16 protein-coding genes are annotated in these 16,519 nt (G+C 62.9%); 10 read left to right on the top strand and 6 right to left on the bottom strand.

Annotation, left to right across the window (positions count from 1 at the left end):
- From Q7V20_RS12995 to nirB, 4 genes are all read right to left on the bottom strand, one after another.
- A partial coding sequence (locus Q7V20_RS12995; RefSeq protein WP_304791654.1) for a molybdopterin oxidoreductase family protein occupies positions 1-2,730 on the bottom strand: 2,730 nt, incomplete at its 3' end.
- A complete protein-coding gene (gene nirD, locus Q7V20_RS12990; RefSeq protein ID WP_304791651.1) occupies positions 2,727-3,083 on the bottom strand; it encodes a nitrite reductase small subunit NirD in 357 nt (118 codons plus the stop codon). The genes Q7V20_RS12995 and nirD, both read right to left, overlap by 4 nt.
- Positions 3,084-3,159: 76 nt before the next feature.
- Positions 3,160-3,978 carry a type IV pili methyl-accepting chemotaxis transducer N-terminal domain-containing protein gene (locus Q7V20_RS12985; protein ID WP_304791648.1) on the bottom strand — a complete coding sequence of 273 codons (819 nt, stop codon included), beginning with the start codon at positions 3,976-3,978 and terminating at the stop codon, positions 3,160-3,162.
- Between the two features lie 56 nt (positions 3,979-4,034).
- Entirely contained in the window at positions 4,035-6,467 is a 2,433-nt protein-coding gene (gene nirB, locus Q7V20_RS12980; protein WP_304791645.1) for a nitrite reductase large subunit NirB, read from the bottom strand.
- 220 nt (positions 6,468-6,687) lie between these two features.
- Between nirB and Q7V20_RS12975 the strand changes: the two genes are divergently transcribed.
- The 5 genes from Q7V20_RS12975 (at position 6,688) to Q7V20_RS12955 (ending at position 11,216) form a co-directional block, all read left to right on the top strand.
- Positions 6,688-8,424, top strand: a complete 1,737-nt coding sequence (locus tag Q7V20_RS12975) for a bifunctional protein-serine/threonine kinase/phosphatase (protein ID WP_304791642.1) — start codon at positions 6,688-6,690, stop codon at positions 8,422-8,424.
- A gap of 53 nt (positions 8,425-8,477) precedes the next feature.
- Positions 8,478-9,047, top strand: coding sequence for a dCTP deaminase (dcd, locus tag Q7V20_RS12970; RefSeq protein ID WP_230181157.1), 570 nt, complete (start codon positions 8,478-8,480; stop codon positions 9,045-9,047).
- Positions 9,048-9,271: 224 nt separating this feature from the next.
- Positions 9,272-9,637: a DUF1801 domain-containing protein gene (locus Q7V20_RS12965; RefSeq protein ID WP_304791638.1), complete on the top strand. Its 366-nt coding sequence runs from the start codon at positions 9,272-9,274 to the stop codon at positions 9,635-9,637.
- 52 nt (positions 9,638-9,689) lie between these two features.
- Entirely contained in the window at positions 9,690-10,571 is an 882-nt protein-coding gene (locus tag Q7V20_RS12960) for a 3',5'-nucleoside bisphosphate phosphatase (RefSeq protein ID WP_304791635.1), read from the top strand.
- 9 nt (positions 10,572-10,580) lie between these two features.
- On the top strand, positions 10,581-11,216 hold the full coding sequence (locus tag Q7V20_RS12955; protein WP_304791631.1) for an L-threonylcarbamoyladenylate synthase: 636 nt from the start codon (positions 10,581-10,583) through the stop codon (positions 11,214-11,216).
- On the opposite strand, the gene Q7V20_RS12950 is transcribed toward Q7V20_RS12955, so the two are convergent.
- The gene (locus tag Q7V20_RS12950) at positions 11,188-11,577 is read right to left on the bottom strand and encodes a glutaredoxin family protein (protein WP_304791628.1); all 390 of its coding nucleotides are present in this window, start codon (positions 11,575-11,577) and stop codon (positions 11,188-11,190) included. The two genes, Q7V20_RS12955 and Q7V20_RS12950, sit on opposite strands and share 29 nt — an antisense overlap.
- 5 nt (positions 11,578-11,582) lie before the next feature.
- On the bottom strand, positions 11,583-12,221 hold the full coding sequence (gene plsY / locus Q7V20_RS12945) for a glycerol-3-phosphate 1-O-acyltransferase PlsY (protein WP_304791623.1): 639 nt from the start codon (positions 12,219-12,221) through the stop codon (positions 11,583-11,585).
- Positions 12,222-12,355: 134 nt separating this feature from the next.
- Here plsY and Q7V20_RS12940 point away from each other — a divergent pair, with 134 nt between their 5' ends.
- From Q7V20_RS12940 to Q7V20_RS12920, 5 genes are all read left to right on the top strand, one after another.
- Complete coding sequence (locus tag Q7V20_RS12940; RefSeq protein WP_304791621.1) at positions 12,356-13,078, top strand: hypothetical protein; 723 nt, start codon at positions 12,356-12,358, stop codon at positions 13,076-13,078.
- Positions 13,079-13,185: 107 nt separating this feature from the next.
- Positions 13,186-13,938, top strand: coding sequence for a hypothetical protein (locus tag Q7V20_RS12935; RefSeq protein WP_304791618.1), 753 nt, complete (start codon positions 13,186-13,188; stop codon positions 13,936-13,938).
- A gap of 45 nt (positions 13,939-13,983) precedes the next feature.
- A complete protein-coding gene (locus Q7V20_RS12930) occupies positions 13,984-15,081 on the top strand; it encodes an AI-2E family transporter (protein ID WP_304791615.1) in 1,098 nt (365 codons plus the stop codon).
- 1 nt (position 15,082) lies between these two features.
- A complete protein-coding gene (locus Q7V20_RS12925) occupies positions 15,083-15,811 on the top strand; it encodes a DnaA regulatory inactivator Hda (RefSeq protein ID WP_304791613.1) in 729 nt (242 codons plus the stop codon).
- Entirely contained in the window at positions 15,808-16,476 is a 669-nt protein-coding gene (locus tag Q7V20_RS12920) for an HAD family phosphatase (protein WP_304791610.1), read from the top strand. The genes Q7V20_RS12925 and Q7V20_RS12920 overlap by 4 nt, the downstream gene beginning before the upstream one ends.
- Positions 16,477-16,519 lie beyond the last annotated feature (43 nt).

The raw sequence follows: 16,519 nt of genomic DNA, 5'->3' as shown, positions 1-16,519 counted from the left end.
CAGCCGTTCGTCGGTGTTGCCAGGGCAATGCCCCAAGGCATCCACGATGGCGGGCTCGGTCACATTGAAGCAGGTGCAGACTTGGCGGCCTTTGCTCTGGATGGCGACGGGAGGCGTGCTGCCTGGCGACAGCAAAGCGCGGCCATAGACGTCGGCCGCCAGCTCGTCTTGCAGCAGGGGGCGTATCCAGGCCTCGGCGCTGATGTCGCCCGCCAACACAAAGGCTTCGAGCTTCAGGCCAGCGTCGGTGCGTGCCATGCGCATGGCGCGGCGTTGGCCGCGTTGGCGGTCCTGGTAGCGCAGCACGTCGCCGCCGCCGATGTTCAGCAGCAACTCGATGCGTTCTACCAAGGCATCGCTGGCCGGCTCCAGCGCGGCGGCGCGGAACAGCACGCCGACCTTGCCGGGGTCACCGTCTGCTTGCCCTTCGCGGCCAAAGGGCACGCAACTGGTGAAGGCGAATGCCGACATCAAGGGCTTGAGCGCTTCGCGCACTGCCAGGGCCTGGTCTTGCGGCATCCAGGCCACGGCCAGCAGGCGCCAGGGGTACTGGGCCTTGCTGATCTTGACAGCGGCGTGCTTGAGCTCGGGTTGCTTGGACTTGGGGCAGAAGGTGGACACGGTCAGCGCATTGACGCCGGTCATGGGGCGGCCTTCGGCATCGATGCCACTGAGGTATTCCTCGCCCCAGTGCATGGCGATGAAGGACTGCATGGAGGCGATGGCGTCGCTGCCTTGCGCCGGAATGACGACGGTGCCACGGCGGGACGTCACTTGCACCAGGTCACCATCGGTCAGGCCCAGGCGCGCCATGTCCTGGGGGTTCATGTCGATGAGCGGCTCGCTGACGTGGCCGAACAAGCGCCCCAGCGTGCCGGTGCGGCTCATGCCGTGCCACTGGTCGCGCAGGCGGCCAGTGTTCAGCGAGTATTGGAAGCGCGCATCACGCGCTTCGGCCACGGGCTCGTAGCGGATGGCCGAGAAGTTGGCCCGCCCGGTGGGGGTGGGGTACAGGCCGTCTTCGTACAGGCGCACTTTGCCGGTGGCTTGACCATCGGGCATGGGCCACTGCTGCGGGCCGGAGGTTTCCAGGATCTGGTAGCTCAGCCCGGTGATGTCCAGGTCGCGTCCGCGCGTTGATTCGCGGTGCTCGTTCCAGATGGATTCGGGCTTGTCGTAGGGGAAGAGGGTGGTCACATCGCGGCGATAGCTACCACTGCGCTCGGGCAGCCGTTCTTCCAGGCGGCGCCCGAAGTCCGTGAAGATGGCCCAGTCGTGGCGGGACTCACCTGCTGCGGGGATGGCCGCCTTGATACGGCTGATGCGGCGTTCGCTGTTGGTGACGGTGCCGTCTTTCTCGCCCCAGGTGGTGGCGGGCAAGAGCAGGTCGGCATAGGCGCAGGTGGCCGTGGTGGCAAAAGCCTCTTGCACGACCACGAATTCGACCTTCTCCAAAGCCTTGCGCACCGTGGCCTGGTCGGGCAGCGACTGGGCGGGGTTGGTGCAGGCGATCCACAGGGCCTTGATCTCGCCCCTGGCCGCGGCTTCGAACATCTCGACCGCGGTTTTGCCAGGCTTGGCCGGCACATCACGCACGCCCCACAGATCGGCCACTTCGGCACGGTGATCCGCGTTGGCCAGGTCGCGGTGGGCGCTGAGCAGGTTGGCCATGCCGCCCACTTCCCGGCCACCCATGGCGTTGGGCTGGCCGGTCAATGAGAAGGGCCCGGCGCCCGCCTTGCCGATCTGGCCAGTGGCCAGATGCAGGTTGATGAGGGCGGCGTTCTTGTCGGTGCCGCTGCTGCTTTGATTCAAGCCTTGGCAGTACAGCGACAAGGTGGCGCTGGAATCGCCAAACCAGCGTGCGGCCTTGAACAGGTCATCTTGACTGATGCCGCAGGCGCTGGCCACGGCCTCGGGCGTGAAGTCGCGCACGATGACTTGCAGCGCTTCAAAGCCTTGGGTGTGGCGCTCCACATAGCCCATGTCCACCAGGCCTTCATTCAGCATGATGTGCAGCATGCCGTGGAACAGGGCCACGTCGGTGCCGGGCAGGATGGGCAGGAAGAGATCGGCCATCTCGGCCGTCTCGGTCTTGCGCGGGTCGGCCACGATCATGCGCATCGCCGGGTTGGCGCGCTTGGCGTCTTCAATGCGGCGGAACAGGATCGGGTGGGCGTAGGCGGTATTGGCCCCGACGATGAAAATCGTCTGCGCGTGCTGGAAGTCGTCGTAACAGGACGGTGGGGCGTCGGAACCCAGCGTGGCCTTGTAGCCGGCCACCGCGCTGCTCATGCACAGGCGTGAGTTGGTGTCGACATTGTTGGTCCCGATCAAGCCTTTGACCAGCTTGTTCATGACGTAATAGTCTTCGGTCAGCAACTGGCCCGAGCCATAGAAGCCGACGGCCTCTGGGCCATGTTCGCGGATGATGGCCGCGAAGCGATCGGCCGCCTCGTTCATCGCATCCTCCCAAGTCACGGCGCAAGGGGCCGTGCCTCGGGTGGTGCGGCGCATGGGGTTCAACAGGCGTGTTTGCTGTTGAACCGAAGTGGCGGCGGTGAGGTGCAGGGTGCTGCCCTTGGTGCACAGCCGACCGAAGTTGGCCGGGTGCTCAGGGTCGCCCTGCACATTGATGATCTTGCCTTTGACCGATTCGATCAAGACGCCACAGCCCGTTCCGCAGTAGGGGCAGGTGGCGCGTGTCTGGGTGGCGCTGATGGGGATCATGCAAGCGCCTTGGGGTCGTCCAGCGCGATGCTGTTGAGTTCGTCCAGGTCCAGAAAAATCTGGCCAGCATCGACCTTGACGCTGAACTTGGGCGTGCAGCCTTCATCGGGCGCCTGGGCGCAACCGCCTTCCAGGCCAATGGTCCAGTTGTGCAATGGGCAAGCCACGCTGTGGCCAAACACGATGCCTTGGGACAAGGGACCGCCTTTGTGGGGGCAGCGGTCCAGCAGCGCAAAGATCTGGTCGTCGGCAGTGCGGAACACGGCAACTTCGGTGCCTTGGGCGCGCTTCACCCTGCGTGCGCCCAGCACGGGGATGTCGTCAAGGCTGCAAATGGGTTTCCATTGGCTCATGGTCGTTCATCTCTCAAAATAGTTCTCAGCGGGAGGCCACCTCTTGCGTGCAAGGGCGGCGCTTTTGTTTTCAGGCTCAGGTCAGGCGGCTGTAGAGCACGGTGACTTTGTCCATGATCTGCAAAATCTGTTCACTGGTGGAAAACACATCACGAGCGCGCCGTGCGCCGCCGCTGCCTTCGCCCAAGCGCGACAAGGCCTGGTCGAAGAACACCCATTGCTGTTCGGCCAGCCCCAGCTGCTGCTGGATGGCTTGGGTGGCTTGCGGTGCGTTCATCAGGGTTTGCAGTGCGGCGACGAATTCGGTGCGTGCCTTGTTCAGTTCCTTCAGGGCATTGGGCACGGGGGCGCCCCAGTTCTGGCTCAGGTAAAACTTGGCGGTGCGTTGAGACAGCATGCGTTGCCGCCCTGCCAGGTTGACCAATTTTCCCACAGCGCGGCCCGAGTACTGCTCCAGTTGTTCGGTGCCTTGGTGGGCCAGCTTCAGCACTTGCGCATCCAGTGTCAACAAATTGAGCACTGAACTGCGTTCGGGCGTGCGGCCAATCAAGGCGCTTTTGTAGTCGCTCCACAAAGGCTCCATGGCAAGGTAGGTGTTGCGTATCCCGGGCGACGGTGCATAGGCCTTGAGCTCCACAAACTGCCGGTCAAACAAGGCCATCGACTCCAGCATGATTTTCTCGGCATGCTCGGCATTGATCCCTTGCCCCATGGCGAGCCAGGCCTTGGCCATGCGCTGGGACAACATGCGCTGGCGTCCGGCCTTGTTGATGGCCTCATTCAGACTGTTGATCTCGGCCTGCGCGGGCAGGCCCCCCAACGCGGTCAATGCCAAACCACCTTTCAGGCCATTCTTCATCCAGACACGACGAGACACCGGGGACTGCCACCACATACTTCGAACTTCCTGACAACAACGTGAACAAAAACACAACGGGCTTGAGGCCCAACTCAAATGGCCAAAGGCTCGAACTGACGGGTATCGACCTTGGCCTCCTTGAAGTCGAACCAGGGATCGGGCTCGCCCTCCAGTGAGAACTGCAACCTGGCCCAAAGCGCCTGACGGCCCTCGGGGTCGTCCAGGATCTTCTTCTTGACGTAGTCCAGGCCCACGCGGTGGATCCAGTGCACCGTGCGCTCCAGGTACCAACCCTCTTCGCGGTACAACTGCAGGAAAGCGCCGCTGTATTCCATGACTTCTTCAGCGGTCTTCAGCTTGGTGAAGAAGTGCGCCACCTCGGTCTTGATGCCGCCATTGCCGCCCACATAAACTTCCCAGCCCGAATCGACCCCGATGATGCCCACGTCCTTGATGCCCGATTCGGCGCAATTGCGCGGGCAACCCGACACGGCGATCTTGACTTTGTGCGGCGCGTACATCTTCCACAGCGCCTTTTCAAGGTCGATGCCCAACTGGCTGCTGTTTTGCGTGCCGAAGCGGCACCATTCGCTGCCCACGCAGGTCTTGACCGTGCGCAGTGCCTTGGCGTAGGCGTGGCCGCAAGGCATGTCCAGGTCTTTCCACACGTTGACCAAGTCTTCCTTCTTCACGCCCAGCAAATCAATGCGCTGTCCGCCGGTGACTTTGATGGTGGGCACCTGGTACTTGTCGGCCACGTCGGCGATGCGGCGCAGGTCGGCCGCCGTGGTCTCGCCGCCGAACATGCGCGGGATGACCGAGTAGGTGCCATCCTTCTGGATGTTGGCGTGGCTGCGCTCGTTGATGAAGCGGCTTTGCGGGTCGTCCTGGGCCTGTTTGGGCCAACTGCTGATCAGGTAATAGTTGACGGCCGGACGGCAGGTGGCACAGCCATTGGGGGTGCGCCAGGCCAGGGCCTTGTACACGCCGTTGATGCTGAGCAGCTTCTGCTCGACGATGGCTTCGCGCACATCCTGGTGGCTTTGGTCGGTGCAGCCGCACAAGGCCTTCTTCTTGGGTGCGGAAGAGTAGTCGCCCCCCGCTGTGAACATGATCAATTGCTCGACCAGGCCTGTGCACGAGCCACACGAGGCGCTGGCCTTGGTGTGCTTGCGCACCTCGTCCAGGGTGAACAGGCCTTTTTCCTTGATGGCCTTGCAGACCGCGCCCTTGGTGACGCCATTGCAGCCGCACACCTCATCACTGTCGGCCATGGCCGAGGCTTTGCTGTTGCCTTGGTGGCCCGTGTCACCGATGTTGGATTCGCCAAACATCAGCTTGTCGCGCACCTCGTTGATGCTGCGGCCTTCGCGGATCAGTTTGAAGTAGTAGCTGCCGTCCACCGTGTCGCCATACAGGCAGGCGCCGATCAGCTTGTTGTCGCGCAGCACCAGCTTCTTGTAGACGCCGCCAAATGGGTCGGACAGCACGACCTCTTCAGTGCCATCGCCGCCCATGAAATCCCCAGCCGAGAACAGGTCAATGCCCGTGACCTTGAGCTTGGTGGACACCTGCGAGCCGGTGTAGCGGCCGATGCCGAACATGGCCAGGTGATTGGCGCAGACCTTGCCCTGCTCGAACAAGGGTGCCACCAAGCCGTAAGCAATGCCACGGTGCGCCGCGCATTCACCCACCGAGTACACGCGCGGGTCGGTCACGGTCTGCATGGTGTCGTTGACGACGATGCCCCGGTTGCAGTGGATGCCGATCTTCTCGGCCAGCTCGGTGTTGGGGCGGATGCCGGCGGCCATGACCACCAGGTCGGCGGGTACTTCGGTGCCATCCTTGAACCTGACCGATTGCACACGGCCCTCAAGGTTGCCCACCAGTTCTTGCGTCTGTGCGCCGATCATGAATTTGAGCCCGCGCTCTTCCAGCGACTTCTGCAGCAGATTGCCGGCCACGTCGTCCAGCTGGCGCTCCATCAACCAGGGCGCGATGTGCACCACGGTCACGCTCATGCCGCGCAGCATCAGGCCGTTGGCCGCTTCCAGGCCCAGCAGGCCGCCACCGATCACCACGGCGTGGCGGTGCGTGGTGGCCGTCTCGATCATCATGTTTGTGTCGGCAATGTCGCGGTAGGCGATCACGCCTTTCAAGTCCTTGCCCGGCACCGGCAGGATGAAGGGATTGGAGCCGGTGGCGATCAGCAAGCGGTCGTACTCGGCCTCGGTGCCATCTTCGGCCGTCACCAGGCGCCGCTTGCGGTCGATGCCCACCACCTTCTTGTTCAGGTGCAGGGTGATGCCGTGCTCGGCGTACCAGGCCAGCGGATTGAGGATGATCTCGTCCACGTTCTGTTCACCGGCCAGGACCGGTGACAACAAGATGCGGTTGTAGTTGGGATGCGGCTCTGCCCCGAACACCGTGATCTCGTACAGATCGGGTGCCACTTTCAGCAGCTCTTCCAGTGTGCGGACCCCGGCCATGCCGTTGCCCACCATCACCAACTTCATCTTCTTCATGACTCGCTAACTCCCAGCAGGGATATCTTGCTGTTGTCCGCATTTGGAAGCAATATCAAGGCCAGATCTTTTTGGTGCGCACCACGGTGGTTCGATTTCAGGGCGCGCCCATTGCGCACCGCTGGTGGGCAAGAATCTTGCATCCAGGCTTCGAACGCCGCTGTGCGTGTATCAAATTGGTGCGCAAAGGCCCTTGCCACGTGAAAATGAGATCCAAAAAATGAGCTTCGACATTGAGGTGGGCCAAGCCAGCCACCGTGGGCCGCGTGAGGGATTGGAGGATTTCGCGGCCGTCGCCCGCCCTGCGCCCCATGAAGAGGCGTGGGGTGTGATCGCCGCGATCGCCGATGGGGTGTCCAGTGGCGGCCTGGGGCTGGAGGCCGCCCAGACCTCGGTGCTGGGCCTGGTGGCCGACTACTACGCCACCCCCGCCACCTGGGACACCACCGTGGCCCTGGACCGCGTCATTGCCGCGCAAAACGCCTGGCTGGCTGACCATAACCGCCGCCGTCAGGGCATCCGGTCGGACACCGGCGGGGGCATGGCCGCCATGACCACCTTGACCGCCCTGGTCTTGCGCGGCCATGGCTACACCTTGGGCCATGTGGGCGACAGCCGGGCCTACCTGATCCGGGCGGGCGAATGCACCCAACTGACGCAAGACCACACGCTGGGGCCCCTGGAATTCCAGAACGGCTTGACGCGCGCGGTGGGTCTGGACGATGGCGTGCGCGTGGACTACATCGAAGGTGATCTGCAGATTGGCGACACCTTTGTACTCACCACCGACGGCGTGCACGGCGTGCTCAAGGCCAAGCAGCTGCGGGCCCTGGCCGAACAAGGCACGGCCCAGGAGGCCAGTGATGCGCTGGTGTCCAAAGCCGTCAATGGCGGTGGCCGGGACAACGCCACGGCACTGGTCATCCGGATCAAAGGCCTGGCCGCCTCCTTGCTGGAAGATGCCGAAAGGCGAGGGCGTTTGTTGCCCGTGCCGCCCAGGCTGAAAGAAGGCGATGTACTGGACGGCTTGCGCGTGCAGGCTGACGTGTTCAACAACGGTGTGCACCGCCTGTACCGCGTGCTGGACGAACGCACGGGCCAGTTGATGGCCCTTAAAACATTGCACGAAGCGCGGGCCAGCGATCCCGAAGAGCGGGCCATGCTGGCGCACGAGGCCTGGCTGGGCGCCCGCGTCACCGACCGCGACGCCCGGGGCTGGGTCAAGGTCTTCGAGCCCCACCAGCCCACCGCGTTTTACACCCTCTTTGAATGGCACTCGGGCACCACCCTGGGCGCCATGTTGGCCGCCAAGCAGCATTTCGCCGTCCACGACATCATCGAGGGCGCGACCACGGTGGCGCGGTCCCTGGGCCGCCTGCATCAACACGGTGTCATCCACCGCGACATCAAACCCGACAACGTGCAACTGGGCGACGACGGCTTGTGGCGCGTGCTCGACCTGGGCGTGGCGCTGTCCGGCAAGGAGCCGAAGGCGCTGCGTGAACTGCATGCAGGCACGCCCAGTTACATGAACCCCGAGCAATGGAGCGCGGTGCCCGCCGAGTCCATGGCCAATCCCCAAAGCGACCTGTTCGCCCTGGGGGTGACGCTTTACCAATGGCTCACCGGGCGACTGCCCTATGGCGACATCGAGCCCTACCAGACCGGCCGCTATCGCCGCGACCCGGTGGCCCCCTCGCGCATCCGTCCTGACGTGCCCATCTGGCTGGACCACATCGTGCTGAAAGCCGTGGCGCGCGATCCAAAGCTGCGCTTTGAAACCGCAGAAGAGCTACTGCTGGCCCTGGAGCGTGGCGCCTCCCGGCCCTTGTCCGCACCGCACGCCACACCTCTGATGGCCCGCGACCCCGTGGTCCTGTGGCAGATCGCGCTGGGGGTGTCCATCCTGTTCAACCTGCTGCTGATTTACTGGCTGGCCTTCTTGCCCAGGACCTGATGCTGGCGCGCAATCAGTGACAATCGCGGTTGTTGAGTAGGAGAGACACCCCCATGAGCATCAAGTCAGACCGCTGGATCCGCCAGATGGCCCAAGAGCACGGCATGATCGAACCCTTCGAGCCCAATCAGGTCAGGGCCTCGGCGGATGGGCAGCGCATCGTCAGTTATGGCACCAGCAGTTACGGCTACGACATCCGTTGCGCCAACGAATTCAAAATCTTCACCAACATCCATTCCACAGTGGTTGATCCGAAGAATTTCGATGAGCGCAGTTTTGTCGATGTCAAAGGTGATTACTGCATCATTCCGCCGAACAGTTTTGCGTTGGCGCGCACCGTGGAGTATTTCCGGATTCCGCGCAGCGTCCTGACCATTTGCTTGGGGAAAAGTACTTATGCCCGCTGCGGCATCATCGTCAACGTCACGCCTTTCGAGCCCGAGTGGGAGGGGTATGTCACGCTGGAGTTCAGCAATACCACCCCTCTGCCCGCCAAAATCTACGCGGGTGAAGGGTGTGCACAAGTGCTGTTTTTTGAAAGCGATGAAGTATGCGAAACCAGTTACCGTGACCGGGGTGGCAAATACCAGGGTCAAACCGGTGTAACTCTCCCTAAGACTTGAAGAATTATTGCCGACATTCACCCATGACCCTCCATCTGGAGGGATTCAGGAGTGATTACGATCAGTTACAATTGATCAGTCGGCTTTGAGTGCGCTTCAGCACGTCAGAGCACCGAGTCAAGGTGTCCGTGCTTTACATCCACGCGAAGTCGTTGTTGGCTTTCGAGAGGGGGTGGATGTGCGTCAATGCCCCATGTCGTATCTATTTTTCGGGCTTTTCCCCCATGCGCCGTCCGCTTCAGTCCCCCGCTTTAATCAGCGCATTTTTTGACAGCCTTCGTCCGGAGCAGCGTGACACCGCGCAAGCCATGCAACAGGCCATCCTGGGTGCCGCGCCCCACCTGCGCCAAGAAGTCAAATGGGGCAACCTGTGCTTCGTCAACGATCGTGACAACGTCATGGCCATCGTGCTGCACAAGGCCAATGCGCACCTGCAAGTCTTCAATGGCGTGCTGTTGATGGGCGAGTTTCCCGAGCTGGAAGGTGCTGGTCGAGGCATGCGCCACATCAAGACCCGCTACCGCATCCCGGTCAACGAACAACTGGTCCGCGAACTGACCCAAGCTTGCTTGCGAGCCTGGGGCCGCTAGCCGGTGTGGTTATTGCAATCCCCGATGGTGGCGATCACGCAGGGTTTGTAAAATGTCCCTGAAACAACGGACATCCATGCACCTGCTCAACGCTGATCTTCACTGTCATTCCAGTGTGTCCGATGGCACATTGACCCCGGAGGCCCTGGCTGAACGGGCCAAGCGCAACGGGGTAGAACTGTGGGCACTGACCGACCACGACGAAGTGGGCGGCCAGCACCGGGCCAGGGCCGCCGCGCAGGCGCAAGGTTTGGCCTACCTGACCGGCTCCGAAATCTCAGTCACCTTCGCGGGCAAAACGGTTCACATCGTCGGCCTGGGCTTTGATCCCGATCACCCCAGTTTGCAGCAAGGCCTGGTGGACACCCGTGGTGGCCGCGAGCGCCGTGCGCGCGACATGGCCGAGGGGCTGGCCAAGGTGGGCATCCCCAACGCCTTTGAAGGCGCGTTGCGTTATGTTGGCAACCCGGACCTGATCTCGCGAACGCACTTTGCCCGCTACCTGGTCGAGATTGGCGTGTGTTCCGAATCGCATGAAGTCTTCAAGCGCTACCTGACTGAAGGCAAGCCAGGTTACGTGGAGCACCGTTGGGCCACGCTGTCCGATGCCATCCACTGGATCACCGAAGCCGGGGGCGAGGCCGTCATTGCCCACCCTGGCCGATACGGATTCACCCCCAACGAAGAGTACGCGCTGTTCACCGAGTTCAAGGCGCATGGTGGGCGTGGCGTGGAGGTGGTCACCGGCAGCCACACCGTGCCCGAATACGCCAAGTACGCCGACATGGCGATCGAGTTCGACCTCCTGGCCTCGCGGGGTTCCGATTTCCACGACCCTGCTGAAAGTCACACCGACCTGGGCACCTTGCCCGATTTGCCTGGCCGTTTGACGCCCGTGTGGCAGGCCCTGGAGCACCGCATCTTTCGGCCCTGAAAGGGCTCCATGGCTCAATACTTTGAAGTGCACCCGCAGCACCCGCAAGCGCGTTTGCTGAAACAGGCCGCCGACATCCTTCACAAGGGTGGGGTGGTCGCCCTGCCTACCGATTCCAGCTATGCGCTGGTGTGCCACCTGGACGACAAGGATGCCGTGGCGGCCTTGCGGCGCATCCGCGGGGTGGACGAGCGCCATCACCTGACCTTGCTGTGCCGGGATCTGTCCGAACTGGCCAACTACGCCCGGGTGGACAACCGCCAATTCCGCTTGCTCAAGCTGGGCACGCCGGGCCCGTACACCTACATCCTGGAGGCGACGAAAGAAGTGCCGCGCCGGGTCTCGCATCCCTCGCGCCGCACGGTGGGTTTGCGGGTGCCCGAGCACACCGTCGCCCAGGCCTTGCTTGAGATCCTGGGGCAGCCCTTGCTGGGCACGACCTTGATCATGCCGGGCGAAGAGTTGGCGCTCAACGATGCCAACGAGATCCGCGAGCGTCTGCAAAAGCAGGTTCAGGCGGTGATCGATTCAGGCGCTTGTCCGCTCGAGCCCACCACGGTGATCGATCTGAGCTCGGGTGATGCCGTGGTGGTGCGGCAGGGCCGTGGCGATCTGGCTAGGGTGGGCTTGGCGGCGTTGGCTTGAGTGGTGCCAACTGCAGGGCCTGGCTCAGCCATTCGGCGTCAAAACCCAGGTGCCATCGGCCTTTGACGTGCATCAGCGGGGTGCCCGGAGCACCTTGCGCCTCGAAGGCCTGTCGGCAGACGGCATCCAATTCGACATCGCATTCTTGCCAGGGCACCTGGTGGCTTTTCAGCCAGTCCCTGGCCTTGGCGCAGTAGAAGCAGTTCACGGTGGAGTACATCGTGATGTCGCCGGGCCGGGCGAATTGCCTGGCGGCGGCGGCGGCGCGTTCCTGAGTCCACCAGGACCAGCCTTTGCTGCCCCCCACGAACACCAGCAGTATGCCTGCCAACACCCACCATTGATGACGTCGTTGGGCCATGTTGCTCATGGCTGTGGTGGCGTGGGCGCTGCTTTTTGTCCCAGCTTGCTTTCCTGCCCGGCCAGCAACTTGCGGATGTTGGCGGCATGCCGCCAGATCAGCAGGGCACTCATGATGGCCACCCCGATGGTCATGGCACCCATGCCCATGAGGTGCCATTGAATGACCGGCGCGGCCAGGGAAGCGGTCAATGCCGCCAGCGATGAGTAGCGGAACACCACCGCCATCAGCAACCACACCGCCAGCACCAGCCCGCCCAGCGCGGGTTGAAATGCCAGCAAGACGCCCGCTGCCGTGGCCACGCCCTTGCCGCCTTCAAAGCGAAAGAAGATGGGCCACAGGTGCCCCAGGAAAGCCGCCAATCCAACCAAGGTCACGGCGGTCTGGTCCAGGCCCATGCGCTGTGCAATCGCGACCGGTACATAGCCTTTGAGCGCATCGAACAACAAGGTCAGGATGGCCGCGCCCTTGTGGCCGGACCGCAGCACATTGGTGGCGCCGGGGTTGCCCGATCCATAGGTGCGCGGGTCACTCAGGCCGAACAGGCGGCTGACGATCACGGCGAAGGAGAGGGAGCCCACAAGGTAGGCCAACACGGCGGCCACGGCGGTGACCAGTCGGGGATCGGTAACAGGCGAATCCATGAGTTCTGTGCGGCTTTGAAACAGGTCGCCAGTGTAGTGGTTGCGTTTACACAGATTGTGGGTTTATGCCATGCTTGAAGGCAGGGCAAATTGGCGACAATCTGCGGGTTTCTCTGACATCGGTTGTGGACATCATGATTACGTATCAATCTAAAAATTCCTGGCAACGTCCTTTGTTGATCGCGCTCATCGGCAGCGCGGTGGTGGGCACCGGAGTGTGGTGGTTCGCGGGGCATTCCGGGCCAGACGCCACCACGCCAGTCAGCACCACGGCCTCCGAGCCCATGGCCGCAGCCACCGGCAGCATGGCCACGCCGGCAACGCCTGCATTGGCGGTCTCCACCGACCCCACCGTGCTGTCCGATGGCCGCCCATCCGATCTCGCGCCTGGCGTCTGGTCGGCTCTGGAAAAGGCCATGACGAACAAGCCTCAGCTCAAGCCCGAAGTGGACAAGGTGCTGAGCTACATGCGCTATCAACGCAGTTTCGAACAGTGGCAATCCCTTGAGGATGCCCGGGATGCCCAGCAGCGGCATCAGTTGGCGCAAAGCCTGCTGAACCAAATGCCTGATCGCCTGGCCAAGGGAGAGTTCTCCTTGAGCGAGGCGCTGATGATGACGACGGTGCTGTTGTCGGACCTGGAGCCCGATGAGAAGAAGCGCGAGCAGCAAATCGACGAGTGGGGCAAGAAAATGGCCTTGACCGCGCCCCAGCCCATGGATGACGCACAGGTTCAGGCGGACCAGCAGCGTGTGGAAGACATGCGCATTCTCCCAGTCCTTCTCGCCGAGAGCCCCAATCCGGACCCCGCCAAGGTGCAGCAAGCCCTGGAAGAACGCAGCCGCATTTCTCGCTGAACCCTCTCTGAACCGAGGCGCCGGGTGCCGTGGGTTTGTCCCATGCGTTCGGTCGTGGCTCAGTGCCGACAATCCACCGGTTTCCTTGACATTGGCTATTGGCGTTCATGATCACATATCAAGAAAGTACCAAGTTCTGGCAGCGATCGTGGTTTGCCGCGCTGATCGGTGGGCTCGCTGTGGGCGGTGGTGTCTGGTGGTGGCAGGCGCATCAGGAGGCCCTGGATGCCAGCGAGGTGGTTTCATCAGGGGCGTCTGCTCCTGTGTCGACGCCGCAAAGGCCGGTCTTCGCAGCGGTGGTGGACGGTGCCGCGTCCACGCCCACGGTGCTGGCTGATGGTCGGCCTTCCGATTTCACGCCGGAGGATTGGGCCGCCTTGAAGGCTGCGATGAGCACCCAGCCCAATGGCCAGGCCGAGATGGAGCGCGTGGTGACCTACCTGCGTTTCCAGCGCAGCTTTGAGCAATGGCAGGCGCTGGCGGATTCGCGCGACGTGCAGCAGCGGCATCAATTGGCCGAAAGTCTGCTCAACCAGGTGCCCGATCGCCTGAGCAAGGGCGAAGTCACCATGGGCGAAGCCTTGCTGCTGAGCACCGCTTTGCTGACCGACCTGGAAGCTGACGAGCACTTGCGGGAGCAACGCTTGACCCAGATGCGCAACAAGTTTGAGGCCTTGTCGCCTCAGCCTGATGTGGAGCAAGCCGCCCGCGAGGCCGAGCGCTTGACGGAGTTCAAACGGCGCCAGTCGGCCATCGTGGCCTCCTGGCAGGCTCAACCCGAAGGCAAGCGGGACCAGGCTGCGCTGGAGCGCGACCTGGAGTCGGCGCGTCGCGCGGTCTACGGCAACGCCAAACAGTGACCGTGGCGCGGTGGTGGCCGAGGAGGTCTATAGAATCCTCGTCACATGACATCGTTGAATGACTCTTACAAAACCAGACTTGCCTGGGGGCTGCTGATCGCGGTCCTGGTGGTGTTCGTCTGGAAGTTTGCCGCCGCACTGGCGCCTTTCGTGCTCAGCCTGGTGCTGGCCTATGGCCTCAAGCCCGCCGTGGACGGCATGGTCAGGCGCGGTGTGCCCCGTGCGCTGGCTGTGGCCTTGTGCGTGCTGCTGGCCCTGCTGATGGTGCTGACCTTGCTGGTGTTGCTCGTGCCCATCGTGTCCCAGGTGGTGCCCATGCTCAAGGCCCAGGTCCCTGATCTGTTCTCGAATCTTTGGATCAGCGTGCAACCCTGGTTATCGCAACTGGGCCTGGAGCTGCCCAGCCTGGAAGAGGGCAAGGCGATGCTGGTCGAGTGGGTCAACTCGCACGCATCGGAATGGGCTGGGGCGATCCTGAATTCCGTGCTGATTGGCGGCAGCGGCTTGATGACGCTGCTGGGTTTTTTGCTGATGGTCCCCATGTTGGCGTTTTACTGGCTGATGGATTGGGATGACATCGCCGACAGATCGTGGCGTTTGTTGCCTCCGCGGTGGCGTCCTTCGGTGAAAGACGTGCTGATTGATTGCGACGAAGTTCTGGGGCAGTTTCTGCGCGGTCAGGTGCTGGTCATGTTGATCATGGCGGTGTTCTACAGCGTGGCCTTGGCTTTGGCGGGCTTCAAGCTGGCCTTGCCCATTGGCGTGTTCACAGGGCTGGCCATGTGCATTCCTTACCTTGGCTTTGGCGTAGGGCTGGTGCTGGCGCTGTTGTCCGGCGTGCTGCAGTTCAGCCCCACCACGTCCGGCATGGCGTACCCGCTCATCGCTGTGGCCGTGGTGTATGGCGGTGGCCAGGTGCTTGAGAGCTTTTTCCTCACGCCGCGTCTGGTGGGGGGGCGCATCGGCCTGCACCCCCTGGCCGTCATCTTCGCGCTGCTCCTGTTCGGGCAGGCGCTCGGTTTTGTGGGCGTCCTGATCGCCTTGCCCTTGAGTGCCTTGCTGCTGGTGCTGGCCCGCCGTGCCTTGGCCAGCTATCACCGCAGCCGTGCATTCCTGGGTTCGCCAGGCGCAGAGCAGGGGTGATGTGTTGACCCTGTCTGGCCTGCCCATGCGGCAGATTCCGCTTGACCTGGGGCCGGTCGCCATGCCGGGTCTGGATGATTTCATTGCCGAAGAAAGCGCGCTGCAGGCCTTCGACTGGCTGCAGGCTTGGCCTTCGGCAAGCCAGGCCAAGGTGCCCGCTGCCTATTTCTGGGGCCCTTCAGGCAGTGGCAAGACCCATCTGCTGCGCGCCATGGTGCCCCGTGCCCTGGCGGCGGGCCACCACGTGATGTGGGTCAGCGCCCAGGGCTGCCAGATGTGGGATGCCGAGCTGCCCGAGGCGCCCACCTTGGCCTTGATCGACGATTGCGAGCGACTGGACGCCCACCTTCAGCATTTGGCTTTCAACCTCTTCATCGAATCGGCCAGCGCGTCCGAAGTGGCGGGGCCTTTGTCCATCATGGCGGCCGGTGCTGTTCCGCCCGTGGACCTGCCGGTGCGCGACGACCTGCGCACCCGCCTGGGTTGGGGTTTGGTCTTCGCCTTGTCGCCCTTGAGCGAAGCCGGTGTGCGCAAAGCGCTGCACGATGAAGCGAGCCGACGCGGCATCGACCTGGACGAGGGCGTCGTGTCCTACCTGCTGGTGCGCTACAGCCGCGACCTGAGTTTTTTGATGAGCCTGCTCGACCGACTTGATCGGTTTGCCCTGGCCGAACACCGAACCGTGACCGTGCCGCTGCTCAAGCAGATGCTGGCGCTGGAGACCGAATGAACCTGTGCCTGTTTGACCTTGACCACACCTTGTTGCCGCTCGACTCCGACCATGAGTTTGGCGAGTTCCTGATCCGCATCGGCTTGGCCGATCCGCTGGAGTACCGCCGCCGCAACGACGGCTTCTACCAGCAGTACGTGGCAGGTACCTTGCAATTGCCCGAGTACATCCGCTTCAGCACCAGCGTGTGGCGCGAGTTGAGCCTGCCAGCCCAGGCTGATCTGCAGCAGCGCTTCATGGCCGAGGTGGTGCTGCCGGCTATCCAGCCCCAGGCTTTGCAACTGGTTCGCGACCACGAAGCTCAGGGTGACCTGGTGGCCATCGTCACCGCCACCAATGAATTCGTGACCCGGCCCATCGCCGATGCGTTTGGCGTGCCCGATCTGTTGGCCGTTGGCCTCGTGCGCGACCCGCAAGGGCGCGTGACGGGTGAAATCCACGGCGTTCCGTCCTTCCGCGAGGGCAAAATCACACGTGTGGAACAATGGCTGGCGGAACGCGGCCACACCCTGGCTGATTTCGAGCGGGTCAGCTTCTACAGCGACTCGCCCAACGACCTGCCTTTGATGTACCTGGCCAGCGATCCCGTTGCCACCAATCCCAGTCCGGCCCTCGAGGCCGTGGCCCGTGAGCGCGGCTGGCGCATTCTTCGACTGTTTTCATGATCAAGAGATTGATAGACAAGATCCTGGGCAAAGACCCCAGCAA

The sequence above is a fragment of the Aquabacterium sp. genome, assembly GCF_030652515.1.
In the GTDB taxonomy this organism is placed as follows: Bacteria; Pseudomonadota; Gammaproteobacteria; order Burkholderiales; family Burkholderiaceae_C; genus Aquabacterium.
This window is presented reverse-complemented; position numbering and strand designations above follow the sequence as displayed.

Coding starts and splice junctions, on each gene's coding strand:
- nirD (WP_304791651.1), bottom strand. CDS start 3,083: ATGAGCCAATGGAAACCCATTTGCAGCCTTGACGACATCCCCGTGCTG.
- Q7V20_RS12985 (WP_304791648.1), bottom strand. CDS start 3,978: ATGTGGTGGCAGTCCCCGGTGTCTCGTCGTGTCTGGATGAAGAATGGC.
- nirB (WP_304791645.1), bottom strand. CDS start 6,467: ATGAAGAAGATGAAGTTGGTGATGGTGGGCAACGGCATGGCCGGGGTC.
- Q7V20_RS12975 (WP_304791642.1), top strand. CDS start 6,688: ATGAGCTTCGACATTGAGGTGGGCCAAGCCAGCCACCGTGGGCCGCGT.
- dcd (WP_230181157.1), top strand. CDS start 8,478: ATGAGCATCAAGTCAGACCGCTGGATCCGCCAGATGGCCCAAGAGCAC.
- Q7V20_RS12965 (WP_304791638.1), top strand. CDS start 9,272: ATGCGCCGTCCGCTTCAGTCCCCCGCTTTAATCAGCGCATTTTTTGAC.
- Q7V20_RS12960 (WP_304791635.1), top strand. CDS start 9,690: ATGTCCCTGAAACAACGGACATCCATGCACCTGCTCAACGCTGATCTT.
- Q7V20_RS12955 (WP_304791631.1), top strand. CDS start 10,581: ATGGCTCAATACTTTGAAGTGCACCCGCAGCACCCGCAAGCGCGTTTG.
- Q7V20_RS12950 (WP_304791628.1), bottom strand. CDS start 11,577: ATGGCCCAACGACGTCATCAATGGTGGGTGTTGGCAGGCATACTGCTG.
- plsY (WP_304791623.1), bottom strand. CDS start 12,221: ATGGATTCGCCTGTTACCGATCCCCGACTGGTCACCGCCGTGGCCGCC.
- Q7V20_RS12940 (WP_304791621.1), top strand. CDS start 12,356: ATGATTACGTATCAATCTAAAAATTCCTGGCAACGTCCTTTGTTGATC.
- Q7V20_RS12935 (WP_304791618.1), top strand. CDS start 13,186: ATGATCACATATCAAGAAAGTACCAAGTTCTGGCAGCGATCGTGGTTT.
- Q7V20_RS12930 (WP_304791615.1), top strand. CDS start 13,984: ATGACATCGTTGAATGACTCTTACAAAACCAGACTTGCCTGGGGGCTG.
- Q7V20_RS12920 (WP_304791610.1), top strand. CDS start 15,808: ATGAACCTGTGCCTGTTTGACCTTGACCACACCTTGTTGCCGCTCGAC.